16 protein-coding genes are annotated in these 17,830 nt (G+C 67.0%); 4 read left to right on the forward strand and 12 right to left on the reverse strand.

The features are described 5' to 3' along the window. Positions 1-149: 149 nt before the first annotated feature. From CRO07_RS12905 to CRO07_RS12935, 7 genes are read right to left on the reverse strand one after another with little or no spacing between them, the layout of a single operon-like run. Entirely contained in the window at positions 150-950 is an 801-nt protein-coding gene (locus CRO07_RS12905) for a metallophosphoesterase family protein (protein WP_097031105.1), read from the reverse strand. Next, positions 947-1,864, reverse strand: a complete 918-nt coding sequence (locus tag CRO07_RS12910) for a diacylglycerol/lipid kinase family protein (RefSeq protein ID WP_097031106.1) — start codon at positions 1,862-1,864, stop codon at positions 947-949. Before CRO07_RS12910 ends, CRO07_RS12905 begins: the two co-directional genes overlap by 4 nt. 60 nt (positions 1,865-1,924) lie before the next feature. Continuing rightward, the gene (locus CRO07_RS12915) at positions 1,925-3,202 is read right to left on the reverse strand and encodes an amidohydrolase family protein (RefSeq protein WP_097031107.1); all 1,278 of its coding nucleotides are present in this window, start codon (positions 3,200-3,202) and stop codon (positions 1,925-1,927) included. After that, positions 3,202-4,149, reverse strand: a complete 948-nt coding sequence (locus CRO07_RS12920; protein ID WP_097031108.1) for an ABC transporter permease — start codon at positions 4,147-4,149, stop codon at positions 3,202-3,204. The genes CRO07_RS12915 and CRO07_RS12920 overlap by 1 nt, the downstream gene beginning before the upstream one ends. Next, on the reverse strand, positions 4,146-5,189 hold the full coding sequence (locus CRO07_RS12925) for an ABC transporter permease (RefSeq protein WP_097031109.1): 1,044 nt from the start codon (positions 5,187-5,189) through the stop codon (positions 4,146-4,148). The genes CRO07_RS12920 and CRO07_RS12925 overlap by 4 nt, the downstream gene beginning before the upstream one ends. Further along, positions 5,179-6,699 (reverse strand): ABC transporter ATP-binding protein, encoded by a 1,521-nt coding sequence (locus CRO07_RS12930; protein WP_097031110.1) that lies wholly within the window; start codon positions 6,697-6,699, stop codon positions 5,179-5,181. The genes CRO07_RS12925 and CRO07_RS12930 overlap by 11 nt, the downstream gene beginning before the upstream one ends. Continuing rightward, a complete protein-coding gene (locus tag CRO07_RS12935; protein ID WP_097031111.1) occupies positions 6,696-7,700 on the reverse strand; it encodes a BMP family protein in 1,005 nt (334 codons plus the stop codon). Before CRO07_RS12935 ends, CRO07_RS12930 begins: the two co-directional genes overlap by 4 nt. A 271-nt stretch (positions 7,701-7,971) precedes the next feature. Between CRO07_RS12935 and CRO07_RS12940 the strand changes: the two genes are divergently transcribed. From CRO07_RS12940 to CRO07_RS12955, 4 genes are read left to right on the forward strand one after another with little or no spacing between them, the layout of a single operon-like run. Then, on the forward strand, positions 7,972-9,072 hold the full coding sequence (locus CRO07_RS12940) for an ABC transporter substrate-binding protein (RefSeq protein WP_097031112.1): 1,101 nt from the start codon (positions 7,972-7,974) through the stop codon (positions 9,070-9,072). A gap of 58 nt (positions 9,073-9,130) precedes the next feature. Continuing rightward, the gene (locus CRO07_RS12945) at positions 9,131-10,009 is read left to right on the forward strand and encodes an ABC transporter permease (protein WP_097031113.1); all 879 of its coding nucleotides are present in this window, start codon (positions 9,131-9,133) and stop codon (positions 10,007-10,009) included. Continuing rightward, positions 10,006-10,797 (forward strand): ABC transporter permease, encoded by a 792-nt coding sequence (locus tag CRO07_RS12950; RefSeq protein ID WP_097031114.1) that lies wholly within the window; start codon positions 10,006-10,008, stop codon positions 10,795-10,797. The genes CRO07_RS12945 and CRO07_RS12950 overlap by 4 nt, the downstream gene beginning before the upstream one ends. A 16-nt stretch (positions 10,798-10,813) precedes the next feature. Next, on the forward strand, positions 10,814-11,872 hold the full coding sequence (locus tag CRO07_RS12955; RefSeq protein WP_097031115.1) for an ABC transporter ATP-binding protein: 1,059 nt from the start codon (positions 10,814-10,816) through the stop codon (positions 11,870-11,872). A gap of 140 nt (positions 11,873-12,012) precedes the next feature. Here CRO07_RS12955 and CRO07_RS12960 read toward each other — a convergent pair whose 3' ends face one another. The 5 genes from CRO07_RS12960 to gor form a co-directional block, all read right to left on the reverse strand. Continuing rightward, on the reverse strand, positions 12,013-12,336 hold the full coding sequence (locus tag CRO07_RS12960) for a 2Fe-2S iron-sulfur cluster-binding protein (protein WP_097031186.1): 324 nt from the start codon (positions 12,334-12,336) through the stop codon (positions 12,013-12,015). Between the two features lie 313 nt (positions 12,337-12,649). Beyond that, the gene (locus tag CRO07_RS12965; RefSeq protein WP_176504571.1) at positions 12,650-14,134 is read right to left on the reverse strand and encodes a DegQ family serine endoprotease; all 1,485 of its coding nucleotides are present in this window, start codon (positions 14,132-14,134) and stop codon (positions 12,650-12,652) included. A 161-nt stretch (positions 14,135-14,295) separates the two neighbouring features. Beyond that, positions 14,296-15,237: a protease modulator HflC gene (hflC, locus tag CRO07_RS12970; RefSeq protein ID WP_235841001.1), complete on the reverse strand. Its 942-nt coding sequence runs from the start codon at positions 15,235-15,237 to the stop codon at positions 14,296-14,298. Then, a complete protein-coding gene (gene hflK / locus CRO07_RS12975) occupies positions 15,237-16,415 on the reverse strand; it encodes an FtsH protease activity modulator HflK (protein ID WP_097031117.1) in 1,179 nt (392 codons plus the stop codon). The genes hflC and hflK overlap by 1 nt, the downstream gene beginning before the upstream one ends. A gap of 55 nt (positions 16,416-16,470) precedes the next feature. Beyond that, the gene (gor, locus tag CRO07_RS12980) at positions 16,471-17,829 is read right to left on the reverse strand and encodes a glutathione-disulfide reductase (protein WP_097031118.1); all 1,359 of its coding nucleotides are present in this window, start codon (positions 17,827-17,829) and stop codon (positions 16,471-16,473) included. Position 17,830 lies beyond the last annotated feature (1 nt).

The raw sequence follows: 17,830 nt of genomic DNA on the forward strand, positions 1-17,830 counted from the left end.
CGGTGAGCGGTGAGCGGTGAGCGGTGAGCGGTGAGCGGTGAGCGGTGAGCGGTGAGCGGTGAGCGGTGAGCGGTGAGCGGTGAGCGGTGAGCGGTGAGCGGTAAGGCCACGGATCGCAGGCCGGGGTCAAGCGCGGCGCACCCGCGCGGTCAGTCGTCGGCGCTCCAGCGGCCGGGGCCGCCGTGAAAGCTGCGGCACTCGGCAAGGCGGAAGCCTGCGCCCCCGGCCTCTGCGACATGGCGCTGAACATGGATGCGGTCGGCCGAGACCTCAAGCAGGTTGAAATCGTTGGGCTCTCCGCGCAGACGGGTCGACAGGCCGGTGCCGGCATGAACCTGAAGCACGCCCCCCTGCCCCGCAAGTTGCGCGAAGGGGCCGACGCGCCATGTATGCAGATGACCCGACAGGATCACATCAGCACCGCAATCGGCCAGTGCGCGCGCCGCTCGGTCGGCACCGCGCATCGGTTCCTTGCGGTCCTCGGGGGTGTGTTCCATCGGGTGATGGGTCACGACGATGCGAAGGCGCGGCCCCCCGCCCGCAAAGGCCCGCCTGATCCGCACAAGTGAGCGGGACCGGAACCAGCCCTGCTGCCACGCCATCGGATTGACCGTGTTGGCGCCGGCCACGATCACCTGATCGTCCTGCCAGCAGGGTTCCAGATCGCGGCCGAACCAGCGCCGATAGCGGCTCCATGGCCGCAGCAGACGCATGAACAGATTGTGCAACGGCACATCATGGTTGCCCGGCACCACCAGAACCGGCGGTTCCAGCGCGGTGACAAAGGTCTCCGCGGCGCGAAACTGCGCCTCGGTCGCGCGCTGGGTCAGATCACCCGAGATCGCCACAAGATCGGGGGCAAGACCGTTCACCCGGTCGATCAGCGGGCGAAGCAACTCGGGCCGGTCGCGGCCGAAATGCAGATCGGACAGGTGAAGGATGCGCCTCATCGCGCCTCGCGATCATAGCTGTCGGGAACCGTCACCTCCAGCGCGTCAGCGATGGCGCGCAACTTCAGCGGAGGGGTCATCCGCTCGCGCTCGCCGTCGCGGGCGACATGCCAGAACCGGGATCGGCCGGTGGGCAGGTCGATCTCGATCCGCGGCGCGCTTAGCATCATGTAGTTCTGATCGACGCTTGCAAAGCCCAGCGCCAGCGCCGCGGCATTGCGCAACATGCCAAGCCGGCCGGTATCGGGGGCAATGAACACCACCAGATCGCCCGCCGCCACCCGGTCGGCGCCGGCAAGGTTCATCTGCTCCAGCTGGAAGGCGTTGTTCACCACAAACACCAAGGGCGAGCGCAGCAGGCGTTCCTCGGCCCCCACCCGCAGCCGCATCTTCAACGGCCGGCCCATGCGCGCCAGAACCTTCAGGACCGACCAGTAGGCCGCAAGGCGGCTGCGGCCCCAGCGACCATAGATTTCCTCGCGGGTTTTCAGGATGGCGGGATAGACGCCAAGGCTGGCGTTGTTCAGAAACACCTGACCGTTCACGCTGGCAATGCGGATGGGCGCGGTGCGGCCAGAGGCGACCACCGCCACCGCGCCATCCAGATCGGCCGGCAACGCCAGCGACCGCGCGAAATAATTGAAGGTGCCAAGCGGCAGGATGCCCATCCGCCGCCCCGTCCCGGCCAGCGCCGAGGCCACGGCGCAGATCGTGCCATCCCCGCCCGCGGCCACCACGGTGGCAAAGCCATGCACGACCGCGCGGCGGGCCGTGGCCTCGATCCGCGCACCGTCCTGAACCGGATCAAGCGCCACCGCCACGCCCTGCGCCGCAAAGGCGGCCCGGACGCGGGCGGCGTCTTCGCCCCTGCCCGCGCCTGTGTTCATCACCACGCAGATGTCGGGCTGGGGCATCGGTCTCTCCGCGGGTTGGGACTGCGGAGGGCAACTCGGCCCGGCGGGGACGGTTCCCGGCTAGGCCCCCGGCAGCCTGTGACGGCGGCGCACCGTGCCCGGCCGCCCCGGCAGCGACAGCCGCGAATCGTTGCGGGCCTTGCGCGCGATCACCCGGCCCTTGGCGATCACGCACAGCCGGTCGGGGCGCAGGCGCAGCGCCTCGGTCGGGTCGCCCGCATCCAGCACCACCAGCGAAGCCGGCGCCCCTTCGTGCAGCCCGTAATCCAGACCCATGATCCTTGCGTTCTCGGCCGTCACCATGTCGAAACAGCGCCGCATCTCGGCCGGGTGGGTCATCTGCGCGACATGCAGCCCCATGAAGGCCACATCCAGCATGTCGGCGGTGCCCAGCGAATACCACGGGTCCAGCACGCAATCCTGACCCCAGCCCACGGTGATGCCATGGGCCTGCATTTCCTTTACCCGCGTCAGGCCGCGCCGCTTGGGATAGGTGTCGTGGCGGCCCTGAAGCACGATGTTGATCAGCGGGTTCGGGATCGCGGCCAGCCGCGCCTCGGCCATCAGCGGCAACAGCTTGGACACATAGTAATTGTCCATCGAATGCATCGAGGTCAGGTGACTGCCCGCCGCCCGGCCCTGAAGCCCGGTGCGGATCACCTCGGCCGCCAGCGTCTCGACATGGCGGCTGAGGGGGTCGTCGGTCTCGTCGCAATGCAGATCCAGCATCAGCCCGCGCGCGGCCGCGATCTCGCACAGGTCGCGAACCGAGGCCGCGCCATCCGCCATCGTCCGCTCGAAATGCGGGATACCGCCCACGACATCCACGCCCATGTCCAGCGCCCGCAGAAGGTTCGCCCGTGCGGTCGGATCGCGGTAAAGCCCGTCCTGCGGGAAGGCCACCAGTTGCAGATCCATCCAGCCCTTGACCTGTTCGCGCACCTCAAGCAGCGCCTGAACCCCCAACAGCCGGTCGTCGCAGACATCGACATGGGACCGGATCGCCAGAAGCCCCATGCTGGCAGCCCAGTCGCAATAGGACAGCGCGCGGGCCACCATCTCGTCCACCGAGACAATGCGCTTCAACTCTCCCCACAGCGCGATGCCTTCCAGAAGCGTGCCGCTCGCGTTCACGCGCGGCAGGCCGTAGGACAGCGTCGCATCCATATGAAAATGCGGATCGACAAAGGGCGGGCTGACCAGATCGCCGGTGGCGTCGATCACCTCGGCGGCCTCGGCCGGCAATTGGCCGATGGCGGCGATCCGGCCGGCCTTGATGCCCACATCGGCCACCCGACCATCGGGCAGCGTGCCGCCCTTCACGATCAGATCGAACATCAGCGTTCCCCCCTGTTGAACGGCTGCATCAGCGCCGCCGGAACCGAGGCCCGGCGCGACATCAGCACAAGTGCGGCGATCGACAGCACATAAGGCGCCATCAGGAACAGCTGATACGGCACCACCTGCCCCAAAGGTGTCTGTTGCAGCCGGACCTGAAGCGCGTCGAAGGCGGCAAAGAGCAGCGCCCCCAGCACGGCCTTGCCCGGCCGCCACGCGCCGAACACCACCAGCGCGATGCAGATCCAACCGCGGCCATTCACCATCTCGAAGAAGAAGCTGGAAAAGGCCGACAGCGTCAGGAACGCGCCCCCCACCGCCATCAGGCCCGACCCCACGACCACCGCCCCGATCCGCAGCCCCGTGACCGACAACCCCTGCGCATCGACAGCCGAGGGGTTCTCGCCCGCGGCACGGATCGCAAGACCCAAGGGCGTGCGCCACAACACCAGCGCCACCAGCGCCGCCACCGCAAAGGCGGCATAGGTCAGCGGCGTCTGGGCGAACAGTGCGGGGCCGATCAGCGGGATGTCGGACAGGACGGGCACTTCCCACACGGCGAAAGGTTCGATCTTGGGCGGGCTTGTCACCTGCGGCAGCATGAGGCGATAGGCGAAATAACTGGTCGATGTCGCCAGAAGCGTCACCCCCAGCCCCACAACATGCTGGCTAAGGCCAAAGGGCACCACCAGCACCGCATGAAGCAGGCCGAACAGCATCCCCGCCAGCATCGCCACCGCCACGCCTTCCCACAGACCCGCACCGGCCCAGACGGTGATCCAGCCCGAAAAGGCGCCGATCACCATGATCCCCTCGATCCCGAGGTTCAGCACCCCCGCGCGTTCGCAGATCAGCTCGCCCATGGTGGCGAAGATCAACGGCGAGGCGATGCGCACGGCTGCGGCCCAGAAGGTGGCCGACAGAAGGATATCCAGAAGCGCGGTCATCCGCGCACCACCCGGAAGCGCACCAGAAGGATCGCCAGCACCATGAACAGCAGCGACGAGGCCAGCAGCATGTCCGCGATATAGGTCGGCACGCCTGCCGCGCGGCTCATGCTGTCGGCGCCGACAAAGACGCCGGCCACGAACAGCGCCGCCGGCACCACCGCCAGCGGATTGAGCAGCGCCAGCATCGCCACCACAATTCCGGTGTAGCCAAAGCCCGGCGACAGATCGAGCGTCAGGTGACCTTTCAGCCCCGCCACCTCGGAAAAGCCCGCCAGCGCGGCAAGGCCCCCCGACAGCAGCGCGGTCTTGACCAGAACGGCATTGACCGGAACCCCGGCAAAGCGCGCGGCGCGCGGGTTCAGGCCGACGGCGCGCATCTCATAGCCAAAGGCGGTGCGCCGTTCGATCACCCAGACCGTCAGCGCCGCGATCAGCGCAAGGCCAAAGCCCCAGTGCAGCCGCAACCCGTCGACGATCCGCGGCAGCCGCGCTTCCTTCGCCAGCGCGGCCGATTTCGGCCAGCCCATCCCCATCGGGTCTTTCAGCGGCCCTTCCAGCAGATAGCTGACAAACAGCAGCATGATGAAGTTGAACAGCAGCGTCGTCACCACCTCGTCCACGCCAAAGCGGGTTTTCAGCAGCACCGGCCCCAGCAGCACAAGCGCGCCCGCAACCATCGCCGCCAGCGCCATGGCCGGCAGCGCCACGGCGCCCGGCAACGCGCCGGTTCCCAGCAGAACGGCCATGATCGCGCCGGCGTAAAGCTGTGCCTCGGCGCCGATGTTCCACAGCCGGGCACGGAAGGCCACCGCCACCGCAAGCCCGGTAAAGATCAAGGGCGTCGCACGGTTCAGCGTTTCAAGCGCCGCGAATCTCGACCCAGCGGCGCCCTTCACGATCAGCCCCAGCGTGGCCAGCGGATCGGCCCCCGCCACCGCCGCCAGCCCCGAAGCGACCGCGATGGTCGCAAGCAGTGCCGACGCCGGCAGGCCCAGACGGCGCAACACCGAGGGGTTGGCAATCGGTTCAAGCCGCATCGGCGAACCCGTGACCGGCCATCCACAGGCCAAGCTGTTGCTGCGTCATCGTCCCCCGCGCAAAGCCGGGCGACAGGCGCCCCTCGGAAATCACATGAATACTGTCGGAAAGCGCCATGATCTCATCCAGATCTTCCGAGATGAGAAGCACGGCCGCCCCTGCGTCCCGCGCCTGCAAAAGCCGGGAATGGACATAGGTGATCGCGCCGATATCAAGGCCCCTGACCGGCTGGTTGGCCAGAATGATCCGCGGCCCGGGTTCCAGCACCCGGCCAAGGATCAGCTTTTGCATGTTGCCACCCGACAAAAGCCGGATGCGGGTGTCGGGTCCGGGGCAGCGCACGTCATAGGTGCGGATGATGCCCTCGGCGAAGGCGCGGGCCGCGCGCCAGTTCATCCAGCCACCCTTTGCGAAGCGCGAACGGTAGCCTTCAAGGATCGCGTTCTCGGTCAGGGTGAAATCGGCGATGGTGCCGGTGGAATGGCGGTCTTCGGGGATGCGGGCGATGCCGGCGCCCACGGCCTCGCGCGGGGTCCAGTGGGTGACGGGGGCACCCGCGATGTGCAGCCGCCCCGCCTGCGGCCGGATCACCCCCGAGACCAGATCCGACAGCGCCGCCTGCCCGTTGCCCGACACGCCGGCAAGCCCGGTGATCGTGCCCGCGCGCAGATCCAGCGTCACGCGGCGCAGCCCCGTAGCCGTGCCCGCCTGCGCGGTGGTGACATCATCCAGCCGCAACAGCACCGGGCCGGGGGTCGGCGGCGCCACCTTTGGCGGCACTACTTCCTCGCCCACCATCAGCGCGGCAAGGGCATGGCGGTCGGTATCGGCGGTCGCGACCTCGCCCACCACACGGCCGTGGCGCAGCACCACCGCGCGGTCGGCCACTCCCATCACCTCGTGCAGCTTGTGCGAGATGAAGATGATCGACAGCCCCCGACCCACCGCCAGCCGCAGGGTGCGGAACAGTGCCTCGGTTTCCTGCGGGGTCAGGACGGCGGTCGGCTCGTCCAGAATCAGGATGCGGGCGTCGCGATACAGCGCCTTCAGGATCTCGACCCGCTGGCGTTCGCCCACAGACAGCGTGCCCACCCGCGCGTCGGGATGAACCGACAGGCCGAAATCCTGCGACAGCGCCTGAACCCGCGCCCGCGCCACCGCCTTGCGCAGACCCGGCCGCCACAAAGGCCGCGTGCCCAGCAGGATGTTGTCCAGCACCGTCAGGTTGTCGGCCAGCGTGAAATGCTGATGCACCATGCCCACCCCGGCCGCCAGCGCGGCGCGCGGATGCCCGGGGGGCAGCGGCTGGCCCATCACCTCAACCGTGCCTGCATCGGCCACATAATGGCCGAACAGGATGTTCATCAGCGTGGTCTTGCCCGCGCCATTTTCGCCCAGCAGCGCCACGACCTCTCCCCGGTTCAGGGAGAGGCTGATGGCGTCGTTGGCGACAAGCGATCCGAACCGCTTGGTGATGCCGCAAAGGCGCAGGACAGGCGCGACGATCACGAGGATTTGGGCTCGGAATCGTCGATCGCCACGGTGAAGCTGCCGTCGCGAATCGCGGCTTCACGTTGGGCGACCAGCGCCATGGCCTCGGCCGGAACCTTGCCTTCGAAACTGCCAAGCGGCGCCAGCGAACAGCCGCCCTCTTTCAGGAAGGAATAGACGCCGTAATCGGCGGCCTTGAAGGTGCCGGCCAGAACCTCGGCCACCGCGCGGTCGAACGTCGGCTCGAAATGCCACAGCGCCGAGGCGACGACGGTGTCGGGGTAGTCGCCTTGCGTGTCGATCACGTTGCCGATGGCCAGCACACCGCGTTCCTTCGCCGCGTCCGACACGCCGAAACGTTCGGCGTAAAGCAGGTCGGCGCCGTTCTCGATCATGGCAAAGGCGGTTTCCTTGGCCTTTGGCGGATCGAACCACGACCCGATGAAGCTGACCTGGAAGGTCGTCGCGGGGTTCACCTCGCGCACGCCGGCGATGAAGGCGTTCATCAGGCGGTTGACCTCGGGGATCGGAAAGCCGCCGACCATGCCGATGTTGCCCTTGCTCATCGCGCCGGCGATCAGGCCCGACAGATAGGCCGCATCCTGGATATAGTTGTCGAACACCGCCAGATTGGGCACCGCCTCGTCCGGTGGGAAGCTGGAGCCCATCAGGAAGGCCACGTCGGGATAGTCGGCCGCCACCTCGCGCGCTTCCTGTTCGACACCGAAGATCTCGCCCACGATCAGCTTCACGCCGCTTTCGGCATATTCGCGCATGACGCGGGGATAGTCGGTGTTGGCGACGTTCTCGGTGAAGACATAGTCCACTTGGCCTGCGGCCCTGGCCGCCTCGGCGGCCTTGTGGATGCGGCTGACCCATTGCTGCTCCACCGGCACGGTGTAGATGCCGGCGACCTTCAGCGCCTCTTGTGCATGAAGGCCGCGCGGCCATGCGCCCAGTGCCAGCGCGGCGCCCCCGGCCATCAGAAGGCCACGTCTTGTCGTTGCGAATCCGGTCATGGTGGTCTTCCCCTGCTGGATGTTTGACCGGACGGTAAGACGCAGCCCCGCCGCGGGCAAGGCCGCCCTGCCTGCCGGAAAGTCAGGCCCGCGGCCCCGAGCTTTTTGTTACAGGCTGAAATGGCCGCGAAAAATTTGTTACATGGGCCGGATAGGGAACTTGCCAGAATCCGTTTTCGGCCTTTAGCTGAGATCAAGCGCCGCCCTCGCCGGCCAGTCGGTCCGACGGGGAAGAACGGTATTCGGTCTGACAACAACCGGGAGAGTTCCGATGACGATGAAACTTGCACTGGCCGCTTCGGTCAGCCTGTTTGCGATGGGAGCCGGCTCGGGCGTCCTTGCGCAAAGCGCCGAACTGGTTGAGGCCGCAAAGGCCGAAGGCATGCTGACCACCATCGCCCTGCCGCATGACTGGTGCGGCTATGGCGGCGTGATCGCGGGCTTCAAAGCGAAGTATCCCGAAATCACCGTGAACGAACTGAACCCCGACGCAGGCAGCGCCGACGAGATTGAGGCGATCCGCGCGAACAAGGACAACACCGGCCCGCAGGCGCCCGACGTGATCGACGTGGGTCTGGCCTTCGGTCCGCAGGCGCAGGCCGAAGGGCTGATCCAGCCCTACAAGGTTGCGACCTGGGACGAGATCCCGGCCGAGATCAAGGACCCCGACGGCCACTGGTATGGCGACTATTACGGCGTGATGTCGTTCGGCGTGAACACCGATCTGGTGGACGAAGTGCCGAAAAGCTGGGCGGCGCTGCTTGATCCGAAATATGCCAATGTCTTCGCACTGGCGGGCGATCCGCGCGCCTCGAACCAGGCGATCCTGGCCGTGATGTCGGCGGGCGTGGCCAGCGGCGCCGAGCCGGGCGAACGTTCGGGCCAGATGGGGCTGGAGTATTTCGCCGAACTGAACAAGACCGCGGGCTTCGTGCCGGTGATCGGCAAGGCCGGCACCATGGCGCAGGGCCAGACCCCGATCGTCGCGGCCTGGGATTACAACCTGCTGTCCTGGCGCGACAGCCTGGCCGGAAACCCGCCGATCGAGGTGGTGATCCCCGAAGGCCCCAGCCTTGCCGGCGTCTATGTGCAGGCGATCTCGGCCTATGCGCCGCATCCGAACGCGGCGAAGCTGTGGATGGAATACCTGTATTCCGACGAAGGTCAGCTGGGCTGGCTGAAGGGCTACTGCCACCCCGCCCGCTTCAATGCGATGGTCGAGGCCGGCAAGATCCCGCAGGAACTGCTGGATGCGCTGCCGCCCGCCGAAGGCTATGCCCGCGCGGTGTTCCCCACCGTCGAGCAGCAGGAAGCCAACAAGGCCGTGGTGACCGCGGGCTGGGACAAGGTCGTGGGCGCCAACGTCCAGTGATCCGAACTTCCGGGCCCCTGCCGCGTTCGGCGGGGGCCCAACCCACGACGGACACCGCATGACAGACCTAGCCCCGCAAGACGCCCGACGCCTGTCGCTGCCGCTGAACTGGTTCGGCGTGGCGCCGTTCCTGCTGTTCGCCCTGCTGTTCCTGATCCTGCCCACGGCACATATCGTGCTGGGCGCGTTCCGCGACGTGCAGGGCAATTTCACGCTGGACAATATCCGCGGGCTGTTCACACCCAGCATCATGGGCGCGTTCTGGATCTCGATCCGCATCAGCCTGCTGACGGCGGCCTTCGGCTGCCTTGCCGGCTTCCTGATCGCGGCGGCGATCACGCGCGGCGGGCTGCCGCAACCGCTGCGCGGCGCGATGCTGACGTTTTCGGGCGTCGCCTCGAACTTTGCCGGCGTGCCGCTGGCCTTCGCCTTCATCGCGACGCTGGGGCGGCTGGGCTTCCTGACGGTGATCCTGAAGGAATGGTTCGGTCTTAGCCTTTATGGCTCGGGCTTCAACCTGATCAGCTTTCTCGGGCTGACGCTGACCTATCTGTATTTCCAGATCCCGCTGATGATCCTGATCATCACCCCCGCACTGGACGGCCTGAAACGCGAATGGCGCGAGGCGGCCGAGACGCTGGGCGCAAGCGGCTTCCAATACTGGCGCATGGTGGCCCTGCCGGTGCTGTGGCCGTCGTTTCTGGGCACTTTCGCGCTGCTGTTTGCCAATTCCTTCGGGGCGGTGGCGACGGCCATGGCGCTGACCGGATCGCAGCTGTCGATCGTGCCGATCATCCTGTTCGCGCAGATCCGCGGCGACGTGCTGCAAGACCCGCATCTGGGCTATGCCATCGCCTTCGGCATGATCGTGCTGACGGGCGTTGCCAACGTGATCTACATCGTGCTGCGCACCCGCGCCGAAAGGTGGGTGAAATGAGATCCGCCAAACTCTGGTCCTGGATCGCGCTGGCGGCGGGGATGCTTTACTTCTTCCTGCCGCTGATCGGCATGTTCGAATTCTCGTTGCGCGCCCGCCGCGGGGAATACAGCTTTGACGCCTATGCCAATGTGCTGGCCGACCCGCGCTTTCGCGAGACCTTCGGCTATTCGGTGCTGATGGCGCTGTTCACCATCGCGTTCGGCATCCTGCTGGTGGTGCCCACCGTGTTCTGGGTGCGGCTGAAACTGCCGCGCTGGCGGCCCTTCATCGAGTTCATCACCCTTCTGCCGCTGGTGATCCCGCCGATCGTGATCGTGTTCGGCTATATCCGGCTTTACAACACCTCAAGCTGGCTGCCGCTGACCGGCAGCGCGATGGGCACGAACCTGCTGCTGATGTTCGGCTATACCATGCTGGCGCTGCCCTACATGTATCGCGCGGTCGATACCGGCCTGCGCACCATCGACGTGCAAACCCTGACCGAGGCCGCGCAAAGCCTTGGCGCGGGCTGGATCACCATCCTGTCCCGGCTGATCCTTCCGAACGTGCTGGTGGCGGTGCTGTCGGGCGCCTTCCTGACCTTTGCCATCGTGATCGGGGAATTCGTGCTGGCCGCGCTGCTGAACCGCCCGGCCTTTGGCCCCTACATGGTCTGGATGGGATCGAACAAAGCCTATGAACCGGCCGCGCTGGCGGTGATCGCCTTTGGCGTCACATGGGTCTGCATGGGCCTGATCCAGCTTGTCACCCGGCTGTCGAAGCATACAAGAGCGCAACACAGATGAACAGGAACGCGGCCTGATGGCCTTTCTCGAAATCTCGCGGCTGGAGAAATCCTTCGGCCCCCTTCACGTCGTCCGCGACTTCAACCTTGATATCGAACAGGGCGAGTTCGTGTCGCTTCTGGGGCCGTCGGGCTGCGGCAAGACCACCGTCCTGCGCATGGTCGCGGGGTTCGAGACGCCGAACCATGGCGCGATCCGGATCGAAGGGCGCGACATGGTTCGCCAGCGCCCGAACCAGCGCAAGATCGGCATGGTGTTTCAGGCCTATGCGCTGTTTCCCAACCTGACCGTGGCGCAGAACGTGGGCTTTGGGCTGAAGGTGGCGGGCGTGCCCCGCCGCGAAGCCGCCGACCGCGTGGCCGAGATGCTGGCGCTGATCGGCCTGCCGGATCTGGGCGGGCGCTATCCGTTTCAGCTTTCGGGCGGGCAACAGCAGCGCGTGGCACTGGCCCGCGCGCTGGCGGTGCGGCCGCGCGTGCTGCTGCTGGACGAGCCGCTGTCGGCGCTCGACGCCAAGATCCGGGTCAGCCTGCGGACCGAGATCCGGGCGATCCAGCAGCGGCTGGCCATCACCACGATCTTCGTGACCCACGATCAGGAAGAGGCGCTGTCGATTTCCGACCGGATCGTGGTGATGAACGGCGGGATCGCGGAACAGGTCGGCACGCCGTTCCAGATCTATAACCACCCGACCACGAAGTTCGTGGCGAATTTCGTCGGCACCCTGAACACCCTGCCGGCCGAGGTGGTCGACCCGTCAGCCGGCATCGTGCGCGTCGGCGGTCAGACCATCCGCCTGCCAGAATCGCTGGAACGCGCCGCAGGCACCCGCATCGGACTGGCCCTGCGCCCCGAGGCACTGCATCTGGGCACCGCCGAGGGCCGCGAAGTGGTGCTGCCTGCGACCATCTCGGACGTGCAGTTCCTTGGCAGCGTGATCCGCGTCCGCGCCGAGACCCAGGGCGCCAGCGTGGCGCTGGATACGTTCAACCGCGCCGACGTTCCGCCGCCGCAGGTGGGCAGCCCGGCACAGATCAGCTTTTCCGCCCGCGATGTGATCGTGCTGGAACACTGACGCAAGCCTGCCTTGCAGGACAAGATCCACCCCACGAAGCTGGGCTTGTCCTGCGGGGCGCAGACAAGCGGCTGATCCTTGCCCGAGGCCCGCACCGGGCGTCCGATGCGGGACCGGACGCCGCGTCTGCCCTGACCGGGTCAGATCTGCTTTTCGGGGATGAAGACCTTCAGCCCGTCCAGCGCATCCGAAACCTTGATCTGGCAGGTCAACCGCGAGCGGGCGGCGTCGGGCTGCCATGCGAAATCAAGCATGTCCTCTTCCATCGCTTCCTTCTTGGGCAGCTTTTCCACCCATGCCGGATCGACATAGACATGGCAGGTCGAGCAGGCACAAGCGCCGCCGCAATCGGCCTCGATCCCCGGCACGCCATTGTCGCGCGCCCCTTCCATCACGGTCAGGCCGTTCGCCACGTCGATGACATGTTCGGTGCCGTTGAATTCGACATAGGTGATTTTTGCCATTTTCAGCGCGTTCTCCCTGCCCTTGGCCATGGCCGAGCCATAGGCCAATCGCGCGCGCTTGGCCAGAGCAAGCCGGGGCGACGAAAGGAGGAAATGGCTGCCCTTGGCGCGGAACGGGCGGGCGATCCCTGGGTGTCCCCGATCGGCTGGACAACCGCGCCGCCTTGCCCGAGGCAAACCTTGCCCCCTGCCGCGCCGCCCGGACCATGCCCAAGGGCCGCCCCCCGGATCAGCGCCACGAGATCGTGAAAAAGGGCCCCGGTGTCACCCGAAGCCCTTCCCGACCCCTTCCCGGATCGAAGCCCGGCGCGCCTTATTCGGCCACGGTCAGCGCCACGAAGCGGGGATCGCCCCCGCGGCGGATCAGCAGCAGCAACGACTTGCGGCCGGCCTCGCGCGCCTCTTGGATGCGGTCTTCCAGATCCTTGATCGTGGCCACCTTCTGCTGGCCGGCCTCGGTGATCAGGTCGCCCTCGCGCAGGCCCTTGGTATAGGCTTCCGAGGCCGCATCGACCTTGGTGATCGCCAGACCCTCGGTCGCACCCGGCAGGCCCAGCTCCTGCGCCTGCTCGGCGGTCAGCGCCGAGACGGTCAGGCCCAGAAGATCGGCCGACGTCGGCTCGACCGGCGCGGCAGGGCCTGCACCCGCGGCCGGGCCTTCGCCTTCGGCTTCCTCGCGGCGGCCCAGCGTGATCGACAGCGAGCGGGTCTTGCCCTCGCGCATCACAACCACCTTCACCGCCTGCCCGATCGGCGCATCCGCCACCCGGCGCACCAGATCGCGGGTATCGGCCACCGGGGCGCCATCGAACTGCACGATCACGTCGCCGGCCACCATCCCCGCCACCTTGGCCGGGCCTTCCGGCACATCGGTCACCAGCGCGCCCTTGGCGTCCTTCAGGCCGATCGCCTCGGCCACATCGGGGGTCACATCCTGAATCCGAACGCCCAGCCAGCCGCGGCGGGTCTCGCCAAATTCGCGCAGTTGCTGAACGACCTTGACGACCACATTCGAGGCCATCGAAAAGCCGATCCCGATCGAGCCGCCGTTGGGCGACAGGATCGCGGTGTTCACCCCGATCACCTGACCGTCCATGTTGAACAGCGGCCCACCCGAATTGCCGCGGTTGATGGCGGCATCGGTCTGGATATAGTCGTCATAGGTGCCCGACAGCGCCCGGTTGCGCGCCGAGACGATGCCCGCGCTGACCGAAAAGCCCTGTCCCAGCGGGTTGCCCATCGCCACCACCCAGTCGCCCACCCGCGCCAGATCAGAGTTGCCGAAGCTGACAAAAGGCAGAGGCGTGTCGCTTTGCACCTTCAGAAGTGCAATGTCGGTCTTGGGGTCGGTGCCAACGATCTTGGCTTCCAGCTTCTTGCCCGAGAAGAACTCGACCTGAATATCGTCGGCGCCTTCGATCACATGGTTGTTGGTGACGATGTAGCCATCTTCCGAGATCACGAAACCCGAGCCCAGCGCCTCGGACCGGCGCGGGCCTTCGCCGCGCTTCTGCGGGTCCATGAAGTCGCGGAAGAAATCCTCGAAGGGCGACCCCTCGGGCACCATGGGCGAATTCTGCGTGGGTGCCGCCACCACCGTCGAGGTGGTGATGTTCACCACCGCCGGGCTGATCTTGTCGGCAAGGCCCGCAAAGCTGGCCGGCGCGCCCTGCGCATGGGCCGCAACGACCTGCGCCAGCGCAAGACCAAGCCCAAGCATCAGCGCAAGAAACAGCCGAAGGGCCGCCGCGGGGACCGGCGTAACCCGGCGGGCAATGGTTTTGGCGTGAGACTGCACACCCGACTCCTTCCAGAAAAAACAGACCGGCCCTTGCAGGCGGCGTGGGGCCTTGGGGACGACAGTCGGACAAGATGCAGCGCAATGCAAATGGCGTCTTTGCCCGTCAAGCGCATGTGAACCCCGGGCGGCAACAACGCGCCGCCCGGGGCCTTGGCCTGTCACTCGACGGCGGGGGCCGTCGTCTCTGCCGGGTCGGCGGCCGGCGGGGGCGCCACGGGGCGCGGCGTGCCCTCGGGGGCGCTGTCGGTGCGCAGATACTGGAAGAACTCGCTGTCGGGCTGCATCACGATCGACGATCCCCCCGTCTGCAACGCCCGTTCATAAGAAGTCAGCGAACGGGTGAAGGCGAAGAACTCGGGGTCGCGGCCGAAGGCTTCGGCATAGATCGCGTTGCGCAGCGCGTCGGCCTCGCCGCGGATCACCTCGGCCTGCTTGCGCGCCTCGGATGTCACCTCGACCACGGTGCGGTCGGCGGCCGCGCGCACGCGCTGCGCCGCCTCGTTGCCGCGGGCGATTTCGTCGGCGGCTTCGCGTTCGCGCTCGGCGCGCATCCGGCCATAGGTGGCCGACAGGTTCTGCTCGGGCAGGTCGGTCCGGGTCAGCCGCACGTCGATCACGTCGACGCCCAGTGCCAGCGCCTGACGGCGGGCAAGGTCGCGGATCTGGTTCATCAGCACGGTCCGGTCTTCCGACAGCACCCGGATCGAGGGCACGCCGCCCAGAACCTCGCGGATGGCCGGACTCATGATCCGCTGAAGCCGGGTCTGCGCGGCATCGATGCCGCCCGCGCCCACGGCTTCGCGGAACTCGACCAGATCGACGATGCGCCAGCGGGCGAAGGCATCGACCACAAGACGGCGGTCGTCCAGCGGCGTCACCTCGATCGGCTGGGTCGGCAGACCAAGGATGCGGCCGTCATAGCGCACGACCTCCTGGATCAGCGGGATCTTGAAGCCGATGCCGGGTTCTTCCTTCACGGCCTTGACCTGACCGAATTGCAGCACCAGCGCCTTTTCACGCTCGTCCACGATGAAGGCCGACGAAAAGCCCAGCGCGACAAGGATGAACAGGATCGGCAGGACAAGCGAACTGCGGTTCATCAGTTTGCCCCCCCGTTCGCGCCGACAGCGCGGGTCTGTCCCGTCCCGCGGCCCAGGTCGTTCAGCGGCAGATAGGGCACGACACCCTGCCCGTTCCCGCCGTCCACGCCGTCAAGGATCACCTTGTCCATCGAGCCCAGAACCTTCTCCATCGTCTCGAGATACATCCTGCGCCGCGTCACTTCGGGCGCCTTCACATATTCCTCGTAGACCGCATTGAAGCGGCTGGCCTCACCCTGGGCATTGTTCACCACTTCGGCGCGATAGCCCTCGGCCTGTTCGGTCAGCCGTGCAGCCTCGCCGCGCGAAGCGGCGGTCACGCGGTTGGCATAGGCGTCGGCCTCTTTTTCCAGCCGGTCGCGTTCCTGCTGGGCGGCCTGCACTTCGCGGAAGCTGTCGATCACCTCTTGCGGCGGGTCGGCGCGGTCGAAGTTCACGCGCACGACGTTGATGCCAGCCTGATAGCTGTCAAGCGTGGCCTGAACCGCGGCCAGAAGGTCCGACGCGATCACGCCGCGATCCCGGTTCAGAATCGGGGACAGTTCGGACCTGGCGATGATGTCACGCATCGCGGATTCCGAAACCGCCCGGATCGTGTCGGCCGGATCGGCAAGGTTGAACAGGAATTCCGCCGGGTCCGAGATGTTCCAGACCACCTGGAATTCGATATCGACGATGTTCTGGTCGCGGGTCAGCATCAGGCCGGTATCGGTATCGCCGCCGCGTCCGGTGCCGATGTCGGTCGTGCGTTCGCCGGTCACCTGCACCACCTCGGCCGTGACCAGAGGCCAGGGCGCAAAGTTCAGGCCCGGACTGCCGATGGCACTGAATTCACCCAGAAACAGCTCGACCGAGCGTTCCTCGGGCCGGACGGTGTAGAACGACATGAAAGCCCAAAGCCCCGCCAGCGCCAGCGCACCCAGCGCCATGCCCTGCCGGGTGAACAGCGGACCCATCGGGTTCCCCCCGCCCCCGCCACCGCCGCGCCCACCGCCCGAGCGGCCCCGGCCGCCCATCAGCACACGCAACTGTTCCTGACCCTTCTTCACGATTTCGTCGATCTCGGGGATCTGCGATCCGTCGCCGCCGCCGGGACGCCGCCCGCCGCGGTTATCCCGCCCGTCCCTGTCGCCGCGATCACCGCCGCCGCCTCCGCCCCACGGTCCTCCGCTCGCCATAAAAACCTTTCCCTTTCCTTGCCTGCCGCCTTAACTGGTGATCCGCACAGCAAAATCAAGCCGTGCGGACTGGTTTGCGCAGGGTCACGAGTTCCTCTGCCATCGTCGGGTGGACTGCAACCGTGCGGTCGAAGTCCTCTTTGGTCGCGCCCATCTTCACCGCGATGGCGGCAAGCTGGATCATCTCGCCGGCGTTCGGCGCAACGATATGGCATCCCAGCACCTTCCGGCTGGACTGGCTGACGATCAGCTTCATCAACACCCGATCAGGCCGCCCCGCGAACGAGGTCTGCATCGGTCGGAACGCCGCGGCATAGACCTCGATCGGTTCCTGCTCGCGGGCCTGTTCCTCGGTCAGCCCGACCGAGCCCAGTTCCGGCTGGGTAAAGACCGCCGAAGCCACCAGATCGTGATCGGCCTTGCGCGGAACGCCCTTGAAGACCGTGTCCGCGAAGGCGTGCCCCTCGCGGATCGCCACCGGGGTCAGGTTGATCCGGTCGGTCACATCGCCCACCGCGTAGATCGAGGGCACGACGGTCTGGCTCCAGTCGTCGACGGGGATCTGGCCGTTGCGGCCAAGCCCGATCCCCAGCGCCTCAAGGCCAAGGCCCGCGCTGTTCGGCCGCCGCCCGGTGGCATAAAGCACCGCGTCGAACGTCCGGTCGGATCCGTCGGTGGTGGTCGCGCGGATACCGTCGAGGGTCCGTTCCAGCCGGATCACGTCGGTGCCGCATTTGATCGCGATCCCACGCTCGGCCATCGCCTGTGCGACATGGCCGCGGGCCTCGTCGTCGAAACCGCGCAGGATCTGCGCGCCGCGGTAGAACTGACAGACCTCGACGCCCAACCCATGCAGGATGCAGGCGAATTCGCTGGCGATATAGCCGCCGCCCACCACCAGCATCCGTCGCGGCAGCCGGTCCATCCCGAACACATCGTCCGAGGTCATCACAAGGTCGCAGCCCGGAAAGTCGGGAACGAAGGGCCGCCCGCCGGTCGCGATCAGGATATGTCTGGCCGTGATCTCGCGCCCCGAGGCCAGCCGCACGGTATGGGCATCGGCCAGCGTCGCGCGCTCGTCAAAGATCTCGACCCCCGCGCCGGTCAGGCCGGCGCGATAGGCGCCTTCCAGCCGGTCGAGTTCGGCCGCCAGATGGCTGCGAAAGCGCGGCCAGTCGAACCCGCCCAACGAGGCTTCCCAGCCATAGGCGCAGGCATCCTGCACCGCATCGGGATAGCCGGACGCAAAGACCATCAGCTTCTTGGGCACACAGCCGCGGATGACGCAGGTGCCGCCCATCCGGCTTTCCTCGGCCAGCGCGACCTTCGCGCCACCCTCGGCCGCCGCAATGCGCGCCGCGCGCACCCCGCCAGAGCCGCCACCGATCACGAACAGGTCGTAGTCGAACGCCACG

The sequence above is a fragment of the Cereibacter ovatus genome, from assembly GCF_900207575.1.
Lineage (GTDB): Bacteria > Pseudomonadota > Alphaproteobacteria > Rhodobacterales > Rhodobacteraceae > Cereibacter_A > Cereibacter_A ovatus.